At 62.9% G+C, this 19162-nt stretch carries 14 protein-coding genes and 1 tRNA gene; 3 read left to right on the forward strand and 12 right to left on the reverse strand.

From position 1 onward, the window contains the following. Positions 1 to 33 precede the first annotated feature (33 nt). Positions 34 to 807 carry a sulfite exporter TauE/SafE family protein gene (locus ABWO90_RS02350; protein ID WP_353189575.1) on the forward strand — a complete coding sequence of 258 codons (774 nt, stop codon included), beginning with the start codon at positions 34 to 36 and terminating at the stop codon, positions 805 to 807. A 42-nt stretch (positions 808 to 849) separates the two neighbouring features. Here the strand turns inward: ABWO90_RS02350 and ABWO90_RS02355 are convergent, their stop codons facing one another. After that, positions 850 to 2538 carry an AMP-binding protein gene (locus ABWO90_RS02355; protein WP_353189576.1) on the reverse strand — a complete coding sequence of 563 codons (1689 nt, stop codon included), beginning with the start codon at positions 2536 to 2538 and terminating at the stop codon, positions 850 to 852. Between the two features lie 289 nt (positions 2539 to 2827). On the opposite strand from ABWO90_RS02355, the gene ABWO90_RS02360 reads away from it, so the two are divergent. Continuing rightward, positions 2828 to 2904, forward strand: a tRNA-Pro gene (locus tag ABWO90_RS02360). A 393-nt stretch (positions 2905 to 3297) separates the two neighbouring features. Here ABWO90_RS02360 and ABWO90_RS02365 read toward each other — a convergent pair. Further along, positions 3298 to 7590, reverse strand: a complete 4293-nt coding sequence (locus ABWO90_RS02365) for an autotransporter domain-containing protein (RefSeq protein ID WP_353189577.1) — start codon at positions 7588 to 7590, stop codon at positions 3298 to 3300. Between the two features lie 504 nt (positions 7591 to 8094). Here ABWO90_RS02365 and ABWO90_RS02370 point away from each other — a divergent pair. Beyond that, positions 8095 to 9687 (forward strand): EAL domain-containing protein, encoded by a 1593-nt coding sequence (locus ABWO90_RS02370; RefSeq protein WP_353189578.1) that lies wholly within the window; start codon positions 8095 to 8097, stop codon positions 9685 to 9687. A gap of 167 nt (positions 9688 to 9854) precedes the next feature. On the opposite strand, the gene ABWO90_RS02375 is transcribed toward ABWO90_RS02370, so the two are convergent. The 10 genes from ABWO90_RS02375 to ABWO90_RS02420 form a co-directional block, all read right to left on the reverse strand. After that, positions 9855 to 10493 carry a LysE family translocator gene (locus tag ABWO90_RS02375; RefSeq protein WP_353189579.1) on the reverse strand — a complete coding sequence of 213 codons (639 nt, stop codon included), beginning with the start codon at positions 10491 to 10493 and terminating at the stop codon, positions 9855 to 9857. Between the two features lie 171 nt (positions 10494 to 10664). Then, positions 10665 to 11339 (reverse strand): hypothetical protein, encoded by a 675-nt coding sequence (locus ABWO90_RS02380; RefSeq protein WP_353189580.1) that lies wholly within the window; start codon positions 11337 to 11339, stop codon positions 10665 to 10667. 192 nt (positions 11340 to 11531) lie between these two features. Beyond that, a complete protein-coding gene (locus ABWO90_RS02385) occupies positions 11532 to 11909 on the reverse strand; it encodes a VOC family protein (RefSeq protein WP_353189581.1) in 378 nt (125 codons plus the stop codon). Positions 11910 to 12030: 121 nt separating this feature from the next. Then, on the reverse strand, positions 12031 to 13596 hold the full coding sequence (locus ABWO90_RS02390; protein ID WP_353189582.1) for an MFS transporter: 1566 nt from the start codon (positions 13594 to 13596) through the stop codon (positions 12031 to 12033). Further along, positions 13593 to 14105, reverse strand: coding sequence for a MerR family transcriptional regulator (locus ABWO90_RS02395; protein WP_353189583.1), 513 nt, complete (start codon positions 14103 to 14105; stop codon positions 13593 to 13595). The genes ABWO90_RS02390 and ABWO90_RS02395 overlap by 4 nt, the downstream gene beginning before the upstream one ends. Positions 14106 to 14592: 487 nt before the next feature. Next, complete coding sequence (locus ABWO90_RS02400; protein ID WP_353189584.1) at positions 14593 to 14958, reverse strand: cupin domain-containing protein; 366 nt, start codon at positions 14956 to 14958, stop codon at positions 14593 to 14595. Positions 14959 to 15008: 50 nt separating this feature from the next. After that, positions 15009 to 16280 carry an NAD(P)/FAD-dependent oxidoreductase gene (locus tag ABWO90_RS02405; protein WP_353189585.1) on the reverse strand — a complete coding sequence of 424 codons (1272 nt, stop codon included), beginning with the start codon at positions 16278 to 16280 and terminating at the stop codon, positions 15009 to 15011. A gap of 58 nt (positions 16281 to 16338) precedes the next feature. Then, the gene (locus ABWO90_RS02410; RefSeq protein WP_353189586.1) at positions 16339 to 16914 is read right to left on the reverse strand and encodes a helix-turn-helix domain-containing protein; all 576 of its coding nucleotides are present in this window, start codon (positions 16912 to 16914) and stop codon (positions 16339 to 16341) included. Between the two features lie 313 nt (positions 16915 to 17227). After that, a complete protein-coding gene (locus ABWO90_RS02415; RefSeq protein ID WP_353189587.1) occupies positions 17228 to 17728 on the reverse strand; it encodes a flavin reductase family protein in 501 nt (166 codons plus the stop codon). 101 nt (positions 17729 to 17829) lie between these two features. After that, a complete protein-coding gene (locus tag ABWO90_RS02420; RefSeq protein WP_353189588.1) occupies positions 17830 to 19158 on the reverse strand; it encodes an LLM class flavin-dependent oxidoreductase in 1329 nt (442 codons plus the stop codon). Between the last annotated feature and the right edge of the window lie 4 nt (positions 19159 to 19162).

Here is a 19162-nt window from a genome sequence, read left to right on the forward strand (position 1 = left end):
GGCGGCCCGTCGCGGCGCCCCGATACTGAGGGCATGATGAATACCCAACACCTGACCACCCTCATTCCCCTGCTCTCGCTGGGGCTCGTGACCTTCCTGCTCGCCGGCTTCGTCAAGGGCGTGATCGGGCTTGGCTTGCCGACCGTGGCGGTCGGCCTGCTCGGTCTGGCCATGCCGACGGCCGAAGCGGCCGCCCTGCTCATCGTCCCGTCGCTCGTGACCAATGTCTGGCAACTGCTGGCCGGCCCGCGGTTTGCCGCCCTCGCCAAACGCTTGTGGCCGATGTTGATCGGCATCTGCGCCGGCACCTGGGCGGGCGGCGGATGGCTCGCCAACGGCGGCAACCTCGCGGGAATGGCGCTGGGCGTGGCTCTCCTCGTCTATGCCGCACTGGGACTGGCGGCCGTGCGTCTGCATATCCCGAAACACTGGCCGGGTGCGCGCGTGAGCGCGCTCGGGGGCGGCATTGGCGTGATTACCGGACTGGTCACGGCAGCGACGGGCGTGTTCGTGATTCCGGCGGTGCCGTTCCTGCAGGCGCTCGATCTCGACAAGGACGATCTGGTGCAGGCGCTCGGTCTGTCCTTCACGGTGTCGACGGTCGCACTCGCGGCCGGACTGGCCCGCGACGGCATCTTCCACGGGCATGCCATCGGCGTGTCTCTGCTGGCCCTCGCACCGGCGCTGGGCGGCATGTTCTTCGGCCAGTGGGTGCGCACCCGCGTCAGTGCGCCGGTATTCCGCCGGTGCTTCTTCGTCGGGCTGGCAATGCTCGGTGCCGAGCTGGTGATTCAGCACATGCGTTGAGCGTCGGATGTCGACGGGCGCGTCGCCGGCGACGCGCCCGTGTCATTTCAGATCCGGGAAATCGACGTCCCAGAACTCCATCTCCCGACGGCTTTCCAGGGCACGCCCTTCTTCCGTGCGGCGCAGTTCGACGCGCCGGATCTTGCCTGAGATCGTCTTCGGCAAGTCACAGAACTCGATCCGGCGAATGCGCTTGTACGGCGCGAGATGATCGCGGCAGTAGCGCAGGATATCGAGAGCGAGCTTCTCGTCTGCGTGAAATCCGGTGCGCAGCGAGATGAACGCCTTGGGCACGGCAAGACGCACCGGATCCGGGCTCGGCACCACGCCGGCTTCGGCAACGGCAGGATGCTTGATCAGTTCGCTCTCCAACTCGAACGGGCTGATGCGATAGTCCGACGCCTTGAAGACGTCGTCGGCACGCCCGACGTAAGTGAAGTAACCACGCTCGTCGCGCATGGCGACGTCGCCGGTGTGGTAATAGCCGTCGCGCATGACATCGGCGGTCTTCTCGCGGTCGTCTTCGTACCCTTGCATGAGGCCGGTCGGGCGCGACGACAACACCAGCGCGATCTCGCCTTCGTCCGTCTCGTTGCCGTCGTGATCGAGCAGCACCACGCGATAGCCGGGCATTGGCCGCCCCATCGCGCCGGGCTTGACCGGCTGGCCGGGCGAATTGCCGATCTGGCAGCAGGTTTCGGTCTGTCCGTAGCCGTCGCGAATCGTGATGTTCCAGGCGCGCCGGACCTGATCGATCACCTCGGGGTTGAGCGGCTCGCCGGCGCCGATCAGTTCGCGAAACTTCACGGGGTAACGCGCCAGATCTTCCTGAATCATCATCCGCCAGACTGTCGGCGGTGCGCACAATGTGGTGACGCCGCAGCGTGCGGCCGTCTCCAATGCGGCACCGGCATCGAATCGCGAGAAGTTGTAGATGAAGATGGTCGCCCCCGCGTTCCAGGGCGCGAAGAAGCAACTCCATGCATGCTTGGCCCAACCGGGCGAGCTGATGTTCCAGTGCACGTCGCCCGGCTGGAGGCCGAGCCAGTACATCGTGGCGAGGTGGCCCACCGGGTAGCTCTGGTGCGTATGGAGCACGAGCTTCGGCCGCGATGTCGTGCCCGACGTGAAGTAGAGCAGCAGCGGATCGGTGGCGAGCGTGGGACTGTCGGGCTCGAACCGGGCGGAAGCCGAGTAGGCGGGTGCGAGCGGCGTCCATCCCTCGGGCGGGTGGTCGCCCACGGCAATGCGTTGGTAGTCGCCCGCGAGGGTGGCGAACTTGGGTGCGTCGCGTGAGGTGGTGATCGCGTGGCGCACTCGCCCGCGTTGGAGTCGGTCGACGAGGTCACCGGCAGCCAGCAGCGTCGTGGCAGGGATCATGACGGCGCCGAGCTTCATGCAGGCGAGCATGAGGTCCCAGAGCTCGACCTGATTGGGCAACATGAGTAACACGCGGTCGCCGCGTGAGACACCTTTTTCACGCAGAAAATTGGCAACGCGGTTGGAGCGTTCGGACATCTCGGCGAACGACAGTCGCGCTTCACGACCGTCCTCTTCGACGACCCACAGAGCGGGCCGATCGTTGCCATGCGCTTGCGGGTCGAAAAAGTCCAGTGCCCAGTTGAAATGGGTCAGGACCGGCCAGCGGAAATCACGGTACGCCACGTCGTAATGGGCACGCTGCGCGAGTAGCAGGTCGCGCGCGTCCTCGAATCCCAGGGAGTGCGGCATCGCTTGTCTCCGAGCCTCGGAAGGCAGGATTTAGGCAGAATTCCATTATCGTGAGCGCCCCTGAATTCGACATTCGGGATAACCATCATCGGGGAAGACGTCTGTCGCGGTGCTCGCTCGATGCGCGAGAAATGGAAGCGAATCAACGCGTTATCGACTTGCGATGCGGCGATGATTGGGTGCGGGGGAAAAAATATGCGTTGCGCGCGCACGCCCCCTTCCTTTCCCGCGAAAAGCTCTGCTATAATCGCGTTCTTTCGAGCGATGCATCCAAGCGATGTGTTTCTCACGGGGCGTAGCGCAGCCTGGTAGCGTACCTGCATGGGGTGCAGGTGGTCGGAGGTTCAAATCCTCTCGCCCCGACCAGAATTGAAAAACCCGCACAGTCTTTGGCTGTGCGGGTTTTTTCGTTTGGGTCAATCTATTGATTCGTGCAGCAGCATATTAGCCGAGTGCTTAGTATCGGAGGTCCTCTGGGCAAACGACTTGACGCGGTACGCGGTGAAATCGCAAAAGCGAACGAAGCACTTCAGTCGATGAAAAGTGCGAATGATCTCAATCCTTTCGACGCCGAATGGAAGCGCCTGCTGGGGCGCCCCATTCGGATGCGGAACAAAACTCAGGCAGTCTTGAAGGGCGATCCTCGCTTCACGAACTCCGACCGGCCCAGCCGCAGCAACCGCAAGACGCAAAGGGTCGGACATCCGGATAGCGAGCGACGTCATTAAGACGACGGTGTGCAGCCATGACCAGCCGTCATCAGAACGGGGCCGTGAACGTGAGGCGCACGCCTTGCTGCAAACCACCCATCCCCGTCGTCACGCTGTAATCCAGCCCGAAAACGAGCACACCCGTACGCAGTTTTGTGCCCGCACCGATCTGTAAGCGGTCGCTGCCGTAAGGGCTGCCAGGCACGAAGTACACCGGCCCACTCGACGCAATATCCGCATACGCCAGCCCGGCAATGCTCTGGCCATTGAAGTCGTGCTGCAACTCCACGCGGATGTATGGCGAGAACGTCCCGATGCGCGTCGCCTTCGCGAAGCCTGCTCGCACGCCCAACGTGCCGGAGAGGGTGTTAACGTTCTGCTTGAAGTACGTTAGCGCGTTCAGACCCGCACCGGTTTCGCTGTACTGATCGAGCGTGGAGCGCGAAGCCGTCAGACGTCCGTACGGTGAGAACAGCCAGTCGTCGGTACGGTACTCGTAACCCGCCGACAATGAGCCGAAGAACTGCTGTCCGTTGCGCTTGCCGAGTGCGAAATCGTTCGCGTCGATGACCCAGCGGCGCGAGTCGAAGCTCAGCGTGCCAAAGCCGGCGACGGCGTCGACGAAGAGCACAGGAATAGGACGATAGCTCGCGTACAAAGCACCGCTGTAGCTGTTGCCCGTGCTACGCGTACCGGAACTGCCGATGTCGGTTGAGTCGTGCCCGTACCCAACGCCTGCACCCAGCGAGAACTGATCTGAGAAGCGGTAATCCGCGCCCATCGTCACGCCGCCGGTCGTGAACCTGAACCCCGAACGCTGAGCAGTCGTGTTGGCGAAACCGAAGTCGACCGTCCCCGCGGTCCAGTAGGCGAAACGCTGGTCGCCATTTTCTCCTTCGCCGGGCACGTCGGGGCCATCGCCGGTGGCCACGCCACTCGCACCCGCGTTCTTGTCCGACTTGTCACGCACGTCGAGATGCTTTGCCTTACTCATCGCCGTCGGGCTGACCTCCCCACGCAGGCAGGCGTCGCGATCCGTCATGCCGACGACGTCCTGACAGCGCGCCGGGTCGCGACTGTTGCCGCGATCCGCTGACGGCAGCACCACGTTCAACCCATTGCTCGACGGCGCGCGTCCCTTTCCGTGCAGCATTTCGAGGCGCTGATTGAAATTACCGATCTGCGTCGTGGCGAAGCGACGCGCGGCCTCCACCTGTGCACCGATGAGGCCAGTCACGTCGGGGTCGGTCGTCGGATCCTTACGCGGAGCGACTGTCACCTTCGCTGTGCCCGGGGCCGACGTCGCGTTGGCATTCGATATCGTGTACGAAATCACCGCGACACCCGCGAACGCCGCCGCCGGTACAAAGCGCAGCGTGTACGCATTACCTGCGGCGACTGCGGCACGCGCGACACCTGCTGCTGCAGGCGCCGCCACTGTGCCAATGATCGTTGCCGTCCCTGCATTCGCCGGCGAGATCGACACGACGTTTGCACCCGTGAACGGGCCCCCCGTCGCGCCCGCGGTGATATCGAAGTCCGCCGTGCCGTTGGCGGCAACCGACGTCTCTTGCGGTACGCCCGTCACCGGCACGGCCCGCACGGTCACTGTCACCGGAATTGGGGCAGAGGTACCGATCGCGTTGGTTAGCGTGTAGGCAAACGTCACGTCGCCGTTGGTGCTCGGCGTCGGCGTGTAGACGATGTCCTCGCCGTTGACCACGGCCGTGCCGCTGGCAGGCGGTGTCGCGATCGCAATGCGCGTGAACGGCCCACCCACGGCGTTGGCCGTCGCGCGGAATGTGACGGGTGTGCTGGAGAGCGTCTGCGTCTGCACTGCCTGCGCCGATGCCACCTGCCCCGTGATGTTGAAGTTGTAGCTTTGCAGCGCACTCAGCGGCGTGCCCGGCCCGGTACTCGAATCCTTCGCGGTGACGGTGAACGCACTCGTGCCGGTCGCTGTCGGCGTGCCCGACAACACCCCGCTCACGGGGTCCAGCGTCAACCCGGTCGGCAACGCGCCCGCGCTCACCGTGTAGCGATAGGGAGCAATGCCGCCCGTTGCGACAAACGTCTGGTTGTACGCCTGACCCGCGACCGGCGTGGGCAACACGCCCGGGGCCGGGGCCAGTGCCATCGATGCCAGATTGACGCTCAAGGGCATCGTGGAGATTCTGGAAAACGGCGCCCCCGTGCCTGTGGTCGTGTCATCCAGCCGGATCGTGACGGAGAAAGACCCCGCAGCGGTTGGCGTCCCTGTGATCGCGTAATTGCTGCCGGATTGCGTGAGCTGCAAGCCATTCGGAAGGCCCGTCGCCGTCACCGTGAAGCCCGCATTCGCGCCCGAAACGGAGATGCCTTGCGTATAGGGCACGCCCAGCGTCCCGCTGGCCAGCGAACTGGTCAGGATGTTCAGATTTGGTGCCTGCACGCGCACGTTATACGTAATGGAACTCTGGAAATGGTTGACGTCCGTTGCCGTGACGGTGACGGAACTGCCGCTCGACGTCTGCGTGGGGGTTCCGCTGATCGTCCCTGTCACCGCATTCCAGTTCAGGCCCGTGGGCAACGCGCCGGCCAGCACATAGGTATACGGAACCGCGCCGCCGTTTGCCTGAACGGTCTGCGAGTAGCTCGCGCCCGCCGTCGCGTCGGGCAGGGTCGCCGGCGTGAACGTAATCGTCGGCGCATTGATCGTCATGGTCAGCAAACTGCTGGTCACCGGTAGATTGGTCGTCGTGACCGTGTCCGTCGCCTTGACCGTGAAGCTGAAGGTTCCCACGGCGGTCGGCGTACCGGACAGCGTACCGTTGGGGTTCAGTGTCAGGCCGGTCGGGAATGCCCCCGATGCCAAGTCGTAGCGATACGTTCCCGACCCGCCCGACGCAGATGCGAGCGACGTCGTGGCGTAAGTCACGCCGACAGTGCCGGCGGCGGGTGCCGAAGGCGTGTACGCGAACGTCGACGGTAGCACCGTGACGGTGACGACACCGGGCATCGACTTCCCTGCCACGTTCGTCATGGTGTAAGTGAACGAATCCGAACCCGAATAACCGGGTGTCGGTGTGTAAGTCAGCGTCGTGCCAGTCGCCACTGCCGTTCCGTGTGCCGCGTCTGTGCCAACTTCCACCGACGTGATGTGATTCGAGAGATCGAGCGGAATGGGAATCGCGCTGCTGTTGAAGGGTATGTTGCTCAGGGATATGGACGCGGCAGTCGGCACCGCGACATACGTAAAGCGGTCGGCCGCACTGGTAATGCTTGCCCCTCCGAGATTGCTCACAGTCACGTCTACCGTGCCGGCCGATCCGGCTGGTGACGAGACATTGATCGACGTATCGCTGGTCACGGAGAACGTCGTGGCCGACACTGTGCCGAACTTCACGCTTGTCGCCCCCGTGAACCCGGAGCCCGTCACCGTCACGGGGGTGCCGCCCGCTGTCGACCCGATGGTCGTCGACAGACCGGTGACCGTCGGCGGCGGAATATAGTTGAACCTGGCGTTGCCGTTAGTCGCGCTCGTGCCACCCGACGTGGTGACAGTGACATCCACCGTGCCGGTACCCGCGGGGGCATTGGCGGTCAGCGTCGTACTGTTGCTGTAAGAGACGTTGGTGGCATTGCTGATGCCGAACTTTACGGTCGACGATGGGGTGAATCCGGTCCCGGTGATCGTCACGCTCGTCCCGCCGTAACCGCTCCCTGTATTCGGCGCAATCGACGTCACCGTCGGCACGGTGGCGTAGGTGAACTGGCCGGCGCCATTCGTCGCACTCGTGCCGCCGGCCGACGTCACCGTGATATTGACCGTGCCGCTGCCGGGCGGCGACATCACCGTGAGACTCGTTCCATTGTTGACCGTCACGTTGGTCCCGGGCGCTCCACCGAAAGACACGTCGGTGACGTCCACAAAATTGGTGCCGGTGATCGTCACGACCGTCCCGCCAGTCGTCGGGCCGGCAGTCGGGGAAACCCCCGAGACGGTCGGCGCGCCCACAAAGGTGTATGCGGCGGGCACCGATGTTGCGTCGCCCGGTACGGCAACGGCGACGGTCGAAGGCCCTACGGCCTGGGGCGGTGTGGTTGCGGTGAGGTGTGAGGGGTCGACAACGACGACGTTCGTGGCCAACACGCCCCCGAAAGTCACCGTCGTCGCCCCCTGGACGAACCCGCTGCCGGTCAGCGAGACCGACGTGCCGCCTGCCGACGGCCCGCTGAGAGGAGAAACCGAGTTGAGGGACACGGCTGCGATGGCCGATGACGCACTTAGAAACAGCAGTAAGGCAAGCGCGGCGCAAATCCAGTTGCGCCAGGGCGCGGGCAGACCTCCGCAAATGTTCATTCTTGTTTCCCCGATTTGCTGACTTCAGTCACGCCGCGATCGGGTTCAATTGCCCCCCCCGCCGACGCTGTGTTCTTATACTTCGAGACCGCTGCCGCCGGATGTTTGTTTTTTAGTACTGATCAATGTCCGGCGAGTCGCCGCGAAAGGGTAAGAAAGCTTCGAGTTCCCGTCAAGGGCAGTACGGCCCCCAACGAGGGCTCGCTAGCGATATCGCGGGAAATTACCGACGTTTTTTGCACTTTTCTGGCGCATTCCTGCGGACGGGACGAATTGCAGAAGGCGTCCCGTGGTGACGAATGACCTCGCTTCGTCGATCGATCATGCCCCGAGCCTGTTGCCATAGCCGTTCGGCCTGATGCGGCTCGAGCGCGACGTCCTGAAGCCCAAGCGTTCGCATTTGCGCTAATATCCGCACGAATAGCGGGAGGTGGTCGACAACGTGCCCCGATGCATCAACGAGGGCGGTGCCGATATCGGCGGCGGGCCCATCAGGGGCGCAGAATGTTGAGACGTCTGACTGTCATTTCGTCGTCCATCGCCCTCGGCTGTATCGGGACGATGCTCCCTGTGCTGACGAGCCTCTATATTGCTCGCGAGGATGCTCAGACGCGTGAGCAGGAAGATCTCCAGCAGTTCGCCTTCAAGGCGCTCATGCGGGCGGAGCTCGTGACTTACCAGGCGTTTGCTGCCATCGCGGACCTGTCCGCCGGTCATGACGCGCCATGCTCTCCCGAATATCTGGCAAGAGCGTCTCGCGTCATCTTCAATTACGGCTACGTGCAGGATGCGGGCGCCTTTGGAGACGGAAAATACCTTTGCTCGCCGCTTCTCGGCGACGTGCGTCACAAGTCTCTGACGCTCCCCCTTCCCGACTGGCGCAGTAGCGACGGGTTTCTCGTCTGGTTCCGGCAACGACATCCCCTCAGTGACATACGCGAGGATATCCAGACCGGGCGCACGGGAAACTATGTTTCGGTCAATCCACGTTCATACGTTGACATTATTGACCCCGCCCAGCGGCCGGTCGCGGCGATACACACGGAGACGAACACCGTTATCGCACTCTCCTACGGCGCCGACAGCGATGAAATGTTGAATGCCTGGACGCACGGCGGTGACGTCAAAAGCGACGCGTGGCACTACGCGGTAGCCCGCTCAAAAACACGCGCGCTGGGCGTTGTCGTCAAGGCTCCCCGGAGCGGCCTCATGTCCGACTGGTCCGGTCTGCTGGCCACCTGGCTTTCGATTGGCATAGCGGCAGGCGGACTGGTCGGATGGCTATCGTTCCGACGAGTCTTCCGCCAAATGTCGTTCCCGGCCACTCTCGCATGGGCCATTTCACGCCGGCAGATCGACGTCGCCTATCAGCCAATTATTCGCCTTGAAGATAATGTTTGCGTTGGCGCTGAAGCGCTGGTCCGCTGGAATCTCAACGGCGAGCCTATTTCTCCGGAAATATTTGTCGCCGTAGCAGAAGAGAATCACCTGGTACCGGCGCTCACTGATCTGGTACTGGACAAGACGATAGAGCAGTTGGGGGAATTCCTGCAAACCCAACCATCCTTTTATGTTTCCCTCAATCTGAGCGGAGACGATTTGCAGACCAACCGTTTCCTGAAGCGACTCGAGAATCGCTTGTCCGGCACGGGCATTCATCCATCACAAATCAGGATCGAGGCCACCGAACGAAGTCTTCTGAAAACTGATGCGGCGCGAAAAACGATTTCGGACTTTCGGCAAGCAGGCCACCCGGTGTCTATCGACGATTTCGGCACTGGCTATTCAAGTCTGTCGTACCTGCAATCGTTCAAGGTCGATGTCCTGAAAATCGATAAATCGTTTATCGATACGATTGGGCAAGACGCAGCGTCGAGCGTCGTTGCACCGCACATCATCGAGATGGCGCACGAGTTAGGTATTTCGACAGTCGCCGAGGGGATAGAAACGCCGGTGCAAATGGCTTATCTGAAAAGTAAAGGCGTCGAGTTCGGACAGGGCTGGCTCTTCGCGAAAGCCATGCCGGCAGCACAGTTGATGAAGTGGGTCGCAGCCAGAAGCGGTGCGTCTGCGCATGACGCCCCACCGAGAGACTGACACCCCTGAAAAACCGGCAAGTGCGCGAACCATCGCGCGCATGGCGCTGCACGATCCGGTGGCGGGCGCGTTCAGGCGCGCACAACGGCGAGCCAACCCTCGCCACGACAGCCCGAAGGTGGCTGCCGCATCCGGCACATATCGATCGGAAGCTTACCGATCCCCCATCAAATGCTGGGTTTCGACGCGTTAAGAATCAGCCGCAAACCGAGCACCGAAATGGCACCGGCGGCGATCCGATCCACCCACTTTTTCGCGCGAAGATAGAGTCTGCGCGGCCGCTCACTCGAAAAACACAGGGCGACAATCGTGTACCAGCCGCATTCCACCGCAAACACCAACGGCGGCAATACGACGTAGCACCAGATCGGCGGATGTTGCGGCAATAGGGCCGCGAAGATGCTGCCATACCAGATCGCCGTCTTGGGATTGCTCATTTGCGTGGTGAGCCCCATCAGGAACGCTTTGCGCCCACTGCCGCCGAGCTTTGGCTGTGCGTCGCTGACCGAGATGGGGCGATCGGCGCCCCGCCATATCTTCGAGGCAACGTAGATGAGATACACGCCCCCGGCAATCTTCAGCCCGATGAAGAGCCACTCCACCGCCTGCAACAACGTGTAGAGACCCGCAAGCGCGATGGCGCCAAAAAAGAGGCCACCCGCGCCCATGCCGAGCGCCGTGGCCAGTCCGTCACGACGAGACTGCCCAATCGCATTGCGGGCAACGAGCACGAAGCTGGGGCCGGGAATCATGGCACCCAGCCATAACGCAACCAGGATAGCGAAGACGGCGGCTGATGCGGTCATGGAACACTCCTCGAAGTCCACACCCCTGCATGGGTGCGCACGCGGCAAGCACATCTGGATAATGCGCCACGCATCAAGCGGGAGGGATCGCTTGAGAACACCAACGGCGTTCGACGCAGCCCGGTCGCTTCAATGCACTACCGCAGCATACACTCGCCACAACGCCCCGGCTCATTGGGCGACGAACTGACACGACATCTCCGCGGAAGAATTCGCGGTCGTGCCGACCAGACGAACCAGCGACACCTCGTAGCGATAGTCGGATACCCCATCGGTCTGATACGTCTGGCTGCACTCGCCTTGCCAGGCGCCCTGATACATCCGAACGTTCCTGAACACGTGTTGCCCGGCCGGAAGCGTGACCGACACGCTTTGACCATTGCCGAGCGCCCCGACAGACTTGCCGTCGACGGAAACCTGATTCGTCACCGCAGCGCCTCGCTCTCCGTCGGGACGGAAAAATGTGACCCGGGCGCCGCCCACCGCGCCATTCTGCCCGCCCGCGGTTTGCCCCTCGTCCGTCCGACGGCAAACCTGGCAACTGATCGAACTGATGTTTTCCCGGGTAATCGGCTTCTGTCCGAAAACGCGGTCCTCTGCGCCATTGCCCTGCTGCAGGATGGTGAAGTACGGCGTCCCATCGACGTAGTAGTCAACTTTGGCGCAAACCGGCGCGCTCGACGTTATCTTCAGGTCTGCCCCGTAGCTGCCCTTCGTCGATTCGGTCGGCACCACTCGGATCGATGCGGCACACGAGCCGACAATCTGCTGGCAATCGCACCGACTGCCTTGCGAGAATGCGGCGGTGCTCACCACTAATAGACACAACCCGACAAGCCCGCGCATGCGTTCCCCCTTTTAGGTTTCGCCGATTCTACGATGCACCGGAAATCGAACACACCCTTCATTTGGATGACGTCACTATCGAAGGCCGACGGAGCAACGAAAAAGCCCGCGAATGCGGGCCATTTCCAACTCGTCTGCCAGTGACCGGATCGTCCACTACAACATGCGAATGGACATGCGCCCCCCCCCCACTTACTGCGACGCAATCCACCATGTCGTTCCCGAGGCGTCTTGTACCCCGCCGCGCAGGTCGTCGTCGGCTCGCTTGCGCTGCAGCGGCTGGATGACGCTCGCCCCGGCAGCCACGGCACGCTCGAAGGCGGCGGCTGCGTCCGGTACGTAAAGATGAATGTGCGACGCGGTCGCATCCACGTCCGTCGCACCGCCGCCGAGCATCAGGATACTGTCGTCGATCTTCAATTCGGCGTGCATCACCGAGCCATCCGGCCGGTCGAAGCGACGCATCAACACCCCGCCGAATGCGCGCTCCACAAACGCAATCAATGCCGGTGCGTCCGCACACACCAGATACGGACTCATCGACGGGTAATGTTCAGGCTTCCATGACATCGTCATCTCTCCCCAAAGTTGCGTGGCAATCGCCCGATCCTATGCCGATGTGACCATGCTGACAATGCCACCCCGTCACGCCCACACCCCCCCAAGGGAAGACCGCCGATCTCGACCGCACTCAATCGATCTGCTTCTGGATGAACGCGTACACCGCACCCACCAGCGCCACGCACACGAGCACGGAGAATCCGTCGAGCGACGCCATGAAGCTCGCCTGCTGCATCACCAGTGTGTGAATCGACGACAGTGCCAGCGAAGCCGCCTGCTCTGCCGTGTACCCCATCGCTTCGTAACCGTGGATCAGTTTGCCGTAGGTTTCCTGAAAGATCGGATTGAAGGTCGAGACCGATTCGCCCAGACGCGTTTCATGCACCGCCACCCGGTGCTGCTGCAGAATGATCATGGTCGCCGTGGCGAATGAATACGTCAGCTGCTTGACGATGTTCTTGAACCGGTACCCGTGATGAAATTCCTCGACCGCAAAGATGCGGAACGTTACGTTGGCCACCGGCAACGCGATGGTCAACAGCAGCAATCCGCGCAGCACCAGCGGCACGATGAGCCACGGCGTGCTGACATCCGGCGGCATGCGCGCCATCCACACACCGATCAATGCCGCCATCAGGAAGCCCGGCACGATCATCCACTTCTTGTGCGTCACGCGCCCCGAGAACCGGAAGTAGACCAACGCCCCGACCACGGACACGAGCGACGTCAGCCCCACGAGCCGCCCTGCGTTCTCCACGGGAAAATGCAGACCGCCTTCGAGCATGCGCGACACCAGGAACCCCATCGAATTGCTGATGTAGTAGAAGGCGATGTAGAGCATGATGCCCGCCTGGAACGTCTTTTCACGTAGTGCGTGCAGACGCAGCAACGGCCGGGGATGATGCCACTGCTGCCAGATGAAGCCACCGAGCGCGACCAGTCCGGCCCCCGTCAGGAAGATCAACTCCGGCGACGAACCGAACAGCTCGAAGCGGACTTGCTGCATGGCGATCTGCAACGCCCCCTGCGCGAAGGCAAACAGGATGTACGGCCAGAAGTGCGCCTCGCCCCGGTGTTCGTGCTGCACACGTCCGGTCGACGGCACCACCAGAATGGTAAAGAGCCCCAGTGCCACGCCACCGAACGCGGTCGAGACAAACAACGCGCGCCACCCGAAATGACCGATCAGGTAACCGCCCGCCAATGGCGCCAGCGCGCTCCCGATCAGAATCATCAACAAGAATATGCGCACCGCCACGGCGCGTCGCTGCGGCGAGACTTTCGTCTGAATGAGAATCCGGCAGGCACTCATCATCGGACCGATGAAGTACCCCTGAAAGCCGCGTGCAAGCGCCAGCTCGATGGACGATTCGCTCAACGCTGCGGCGACCCCACCCGCCGCAAACAACAGCAGACTCCCACCCACATACCGCCGGTAACCGAGCCGCTCCACCCACCACTGCTGCTGCAGAATGCCCAGCACCGATGCCACGGCGTAGGCGCTCGACGACCACACGAGTTCGTCTGGCGATGCATTGATCCCTCCGGCGATATAACTGGTGAAGAAGGCGAAACCGGCGTTATCGAAATAGTCGAGCCCGGTCGCGAGTGCGATGGCCCAAGGAAAGACGTCGTCCCGGAAGCGGGCCAGTAACCCGCGAGACGGCCCCGCCGGCGCGCTGGCGGCGCCGCTCATTTTTCCGCACCCTTCGATTTTTTGGATCGCGCAGTAGACGCGCGCTCCCGGCGCTCGCGAATCAGGTCGTCCTTGGGCTCACCGGCAATCCGGCGACGGATGTACTGAAGGTCATACTCGAGCTCGTCGCGCACCGACGTCGCCTCGCGCATTTCGCGACGCACCGCCTGAATTCTGGCGTCGACCGCTTCGACCTGCCGCACCAGCGACGCCTCGACTTCGCGCAGCGAGGCCAGCGAGACTGCCGTGCTCGACGCCGTCGAGGTCTCGACCGGCTTCGACAGGATTTCGGCAATCGTCTGGAGCGAAAAACCCAGCGAACGCATGCGCAAGATCCGCACGAATTTCCCCAGGTCGTCTTCCGTGTACAGGCGATAGTGTCCTTCGCTCCGGTTCGGAACGATCAGCCCCTTCTCTTCGTAATACTTGAGCGTGCGGGGTGTAACGTTCAGCCGCTTCGCAGCGTCGCGAACGGTGACGAAGCCCGGCTCAGGCGTAGACGATGACATGGCATGACCTTCAAACCCACAATGGCGAGGATCATACCATAACCTGTACGTACACGTTCATCTTGGCTTTTTTTGCGCAACCCTCCAGGCCTCATGGATCAGCCGAAATAATGCTGGGTGAGCGCAATGAAATTCACGAACGGGTCGGCCAGACTGACGACCGAGCTCTCATCTGCGCGAGGGCGTCGGCGTTTGCCGCTTGTACGATTTGCCAGATTTTTTGCATGGGATACCTCTCGAACCTCTCAACATGACGCTCACGCCCCGGACCTGCGCACCACATGGGGACTCTCGCCGGCAGATCCGCTTGCGCGGTCGCTCGGCATGACTGAAATGTAATTGGCCGAAGGCAGGAAGAAAACTGCGACAAATACGGGGCGGCATGAGATGCCATTTGGCATTTGCCGTGAAGGCAAACGTGACGGGAGTGTTGGGCCATGCTGCCGGCCGGTTGCGCGAAGCTCGCCTCACCGGCCGGCCACCACGATCAGTCGGTCAGCGAGACGAACCAGACCTTCTTCACGAATTCGTCGACTTCCCAATGCCCCTTGTAGCCCTCGGGCATCACGAACGGATCGCCCGTCGTCAGCGCATGTACCGTGCCGTCCGGGTCGACCACGCGGCATTCGCCTTCGAGGATGTAACCGAACTCGATGTACCCGGTCGTATCCGCACGGAACTTGCCCGCCGTACTTTCCCAGATGCCCGACGAGGCGCGTCCGCCGTTACCCTCGAACCCTTTCAGGCTGCGAAACACCGTGTCGCCCTCCATCGGACGGCGGGGCTTGCCGATCTCGGGGTTCTGCAAAGGACCTGCACTGAAACGCACCAGACGCGAATGACTTTCGGCCACAACTCACCTCAATATCGATAGGAACGCACTACCAGAAACCGTACGACAGCTCACTGCCTGTCGTACTTCGACAAACGGAACGCATGCGGGTCGACCCGCGGCGTATTGCCTTGCACCAGATCCGCCATCAGCGCCCCCGCAGCCGGCCCGATACCGAAGCCGTGCCCGGAGAAGCCGGATGCCAGATAGAAGCCGGGCACGCTGTCCACGCCTGAAATGACCGGGATGGCATCGGGGGTAACGTCGATGAAACCGGCCCACGCGTGCGCGACCTGCGCCGGCTGAAATTCCGGGAATGCCTGTTTGAGCTTGTCGAGCGCCACGCCGATCGACTTCATGCCCGGCGCCGGGTCAAGCATGCGATGCGCCTCGAACGGTGTCGGCCCCTCCGCGCCGAAGCGCGTCGGCATCATCAGTTCGTCCAGAAAGCGCTTGCCTACGCGCAGCTTCAGATACTTCTTCTCGGAGAGCCATGCCGGGAAGAACTGACGGCACAAACGAATGCTGTCCGGCGTGAGATCGGCCACCGACGCCCCCAGTTGCGAGACCGAGTAACCGCCGTCCGCGCGCTTGCGGCACGTGAAATCCTTGCCATTGATGGCGAGATCGAGCCCCGCGTCCACTGGCGTAGTGCGCAGCACCGACGCGTGAACCTTCAGCTGCGGGAAGCTCACCCCCGTATTGCCGCAGAACAACCGCGACCAGGCGCCACCGGCAAGCACCACGGCGTTGGCGGCAACGCGCCCACGCTCGGTCACGATGCCGCTCGTTCTGCCCGCTTGCCTGTCGAGGCCACGCACGGCGGTTTGCTCGAAGATCTGCGCACCGGCGGAGGTGGCCAGCTTTGCGATTGCCTGCGTCGCGCGTTCCGGTTCGGCCACGCCGTCCACCGGACAATGCAGCGCGCCGATCCAGCCGCGTTCGGAACGCGTCTTGAACAGCGCCGGCAATTGATCGCGCTCCAGCAGTTGCGCGGGCACACCGAGCGGCGTCGCTTTGTCGAGCCACTTGCGATAGCCGTCCATGTCGGCCTGCGACTCGGCGAGATACGCCACACCGGTCTGACGGTAGCCGACGTCGTGCTGCGACTGGATTTCCTTCCACAAATCGATGGCCTGCATCGCCAGCGGCAATTCCTTGTGGTCGCGGCCTACGGTGCGGATCCAGCCCCAGTTACGCGAGGACTGCTCGCCCGCAATCACGCCCTTCTCGAACACCGCCACGCGCACGCCGGCCTTCGCCAGCGCCCACGCAGTACTCATTCCGATAATGCCGGCCCCGATGATCGCGACATCGACCTGCCTGGGGAGAACACTCGCCATAAATCACCCATCGACAATAGAAGGAAAAGACGCTGCAGCACAGGCGCAACCGCCGCACTCAGACGTAGAAGTGGTTGCTGTTCACGACCATGAACACCGTGGGCTCGTCCCACGCGTTCTCCCAGCGATAGGGCCGGTTGCCCGTGAAGCCGTAGGTATCGCCCGGACCGAGTACGAGCGTGGTGTCGTCGATGAACACGCGCAGCTTGCCGGAGAGTACGTAGCCAACCTTGTCGCCACTCGCGACCAGCAGATTCGGGTCGGATGACGCGCCCGGTTCGAGCTCAATCATGAAAGCCTCGAGCGACGCGCAATTCGACGGCGTGATGCGCGACTTCGTCACGCCCGAACCGGCCAGTCGCAGCGGTTTGCGCTGACTCGCCCATACGACGAATTCGCTCGACTGCGAGGCATTCGGGGTGTCGGCCCCGGTGCCCGGGGTCGGCGAGAAAAGCGCTGCGCCATCCACCCCCAGCGCGTGGCACAACTGCCGCAGCGAGCGCATCGACGGCGAGCTCACGCCGCGCTCGATCTGGCTCAGCATGCCGATCGACATGTTCGTACGCGCCGCGAGATCCTTGAGCGTGAACTTGCGCTCGGTGCGCATGGCGCGCAGGCGCATGCCCAGCGCCATATCACTCGCCTCGCTCGCTTCATTCGCCGGCGCGGTGGGATCCGCGGGCACATCACCCGCCCGACGAGACAACACGTCAGGTTCGTGTTCGGCAAATGCGCCCGGGGTCGGAATCGGTGCAGCAACGGCTTTCGGCTTCGATGACATGGCGAAAAAGACTCGGAGGATTCGGAATCGCTAAGAAGACGCAAACGAGGGCGATGAAATCAATGCCCAACGAATTTCAATCACACTTCAAAAAGCTTAGAGTGATTTCGATTTAGCGTCAATCCGGAAACCCCCGCCTTTGTCACGCGTTTCGTGATCGCCAGCGTCATGCCGTGAGCGGACTGCTGCACGCATAGGTCCGGTCGTGCCAGAGCAGGCAGCCGGCGTCCGAAGCGCCACCCTTTCGCGTGGCGGCAACGGCACCGACGATGATCGTGTGCGAATAGCCGTCGTGCGTATTGAGCAGCGTGCAGTCGAGCGCCACGGCGGCGTCGGCGAGAATCGGTGCGCCGGTCTCAAGCTGCGTCCACAGGCCCGGCTCGAAACGCGCGGCACCCCGCTGCTGCTGGAAGCGGGCCACAAGCGCGCGGTGACGCGTCGAAAGCAGGTTCACGGCGAAGTGGCCCGCATCGAGAATGGCGTCGTGCACCGACGCACTCTTGTGCACGCACACGAGAATCGACGGCGGCTCGGCAGACAGGCTGCAAACCGCCGTGGCAATGATGCCGATGGGGCCGTCGGTAAATCGGGTCGTCACTGCGGTGATGCCGCCGGGAAACGACGCCATCGCCTGCTGGAAGTCGGGAAGCGCAACAGTGGAAGTCATGATGTCGGTCTGCCGGTTTCGTGAAATGTCGTGGCATGTCGTGCGTTAGCGGTCCGCCGCCACGGCACGGGCCCCTGAGGCATCGAGTCGACGCAGCAGCCTTACCCCTGCGCGTAGGCAAGCGGCTTCAGGCCGAGATTGGCACGCAGCGTCGTGCCTTCGTACTCGGTGCGAAACAGCCCGCGACGGCGCAGTTCGGGCACAACCAGTTCGGCCATGTCGTCGATGCCGTGCGGCAGCGTGGCCGGGCAGATGTTGAAACCGTCGGCCGCTTCGTTGCGGAACCATTCCTCCATCTGATCGACGATGTCGGACGGCGTGCCGATCACCATGCGCACCGTGTAGGTCGCCGCCACGCGCTGGTAGAGCTGGCGAATCGTCAGGTTTTCCTCACGCGCCATCGTCAGCAGGTTCTCGGCGATGCTGCGGATATTGCGACTGGGTTCGACCTGCGGCACTGGCCCGTCCACGGGATAGCCCGACAGATCACCCAGCGCGTCGTACAGGCTGGCCAGCCCGCTGATCGGGTCGATCAGTTCCTGCAATTGATCGAACTTGTCCTGAGCCTCCTGACGAGTACGGCCGACGAACGGCGTGAGGCCCGGCATGATCAGCAGGTCGCCGGGGGCGCGGCCGTGCGCTTCGAGGCGGCCTTTCAGGTCCCGGTAGTACGCCTGGGCGTGCGCCAGATTGTGTGAATTGCTGTACACGAGATCGGCCTCGCGCGCCGCGAGCGCCCTGCCCGCCTCCGACGCGCCCGCCTGCACGATGAGCGGTCGCCCCTGCGGCGTGCGCGCCGAGTTCAGCGGCCCGCGCACCTGGAAGTGCTTGCCTGCGTGGTTCGGCACATGCAGCTTCGCTTCGTCGTAGAACAGCCCGCTCGCCTTGTCGCGCACGAACGCGTCGTCTTCCCAGCTTTGCCAGAGCGCCTTGACGACCTCGACGAACTCGTCGGCGCGTTCATAACGCTCCTCGTACCCCAGATGCTCGTCGCGGCCGAAGTTGCGCGCCTCCTCGTTGGACCACGAGGTCACCACGTTCCAGCCCGCACGCCCGCCGCTGATGTGGTCGATCGACGCGTATTTGCGGGCAACATGGAACGGCTCGTTGTAGGTCGTCGAGGCGGTGGCAACCAGCCCGATGTGCGACGTGTGTGCGGCAATCGCAGCCAGCAGCGTGAGCGGTTCCAGCTCGGCGTTGCGCATGTCGCGCGCCAGGGCGCCGCGGGGGTTGTCCTGCGCCCGAATGCCCAGTCCGTCGGCAAAGAAGATCATGTCGAACCTGGCGGCCTCGGCCTTCTGCGCGTTGGCGAGGAAGTAGCGATAGTCCAGCGCGCCGCCAGCCGGCACGTCGGGGTGGCGCCAGGCGGCCACGTGGTAGCCGAGGTAGCGCATCGACAGGCCGAGTTTCATTTTGCGATCAGTCGTCATGAGA

The sequence above is a fragment of the Pandoraea pnomenusa genome, assembly GCF_040391475.1.
In the GTDB taxonomy this organism is placed as follows: Bacteria; Pseudomonadota; Gammaproteobacteria; order Burkholderiales; family Burkholderiaceae; genus Pandoraea; species Pandoraea pnomenusa_C.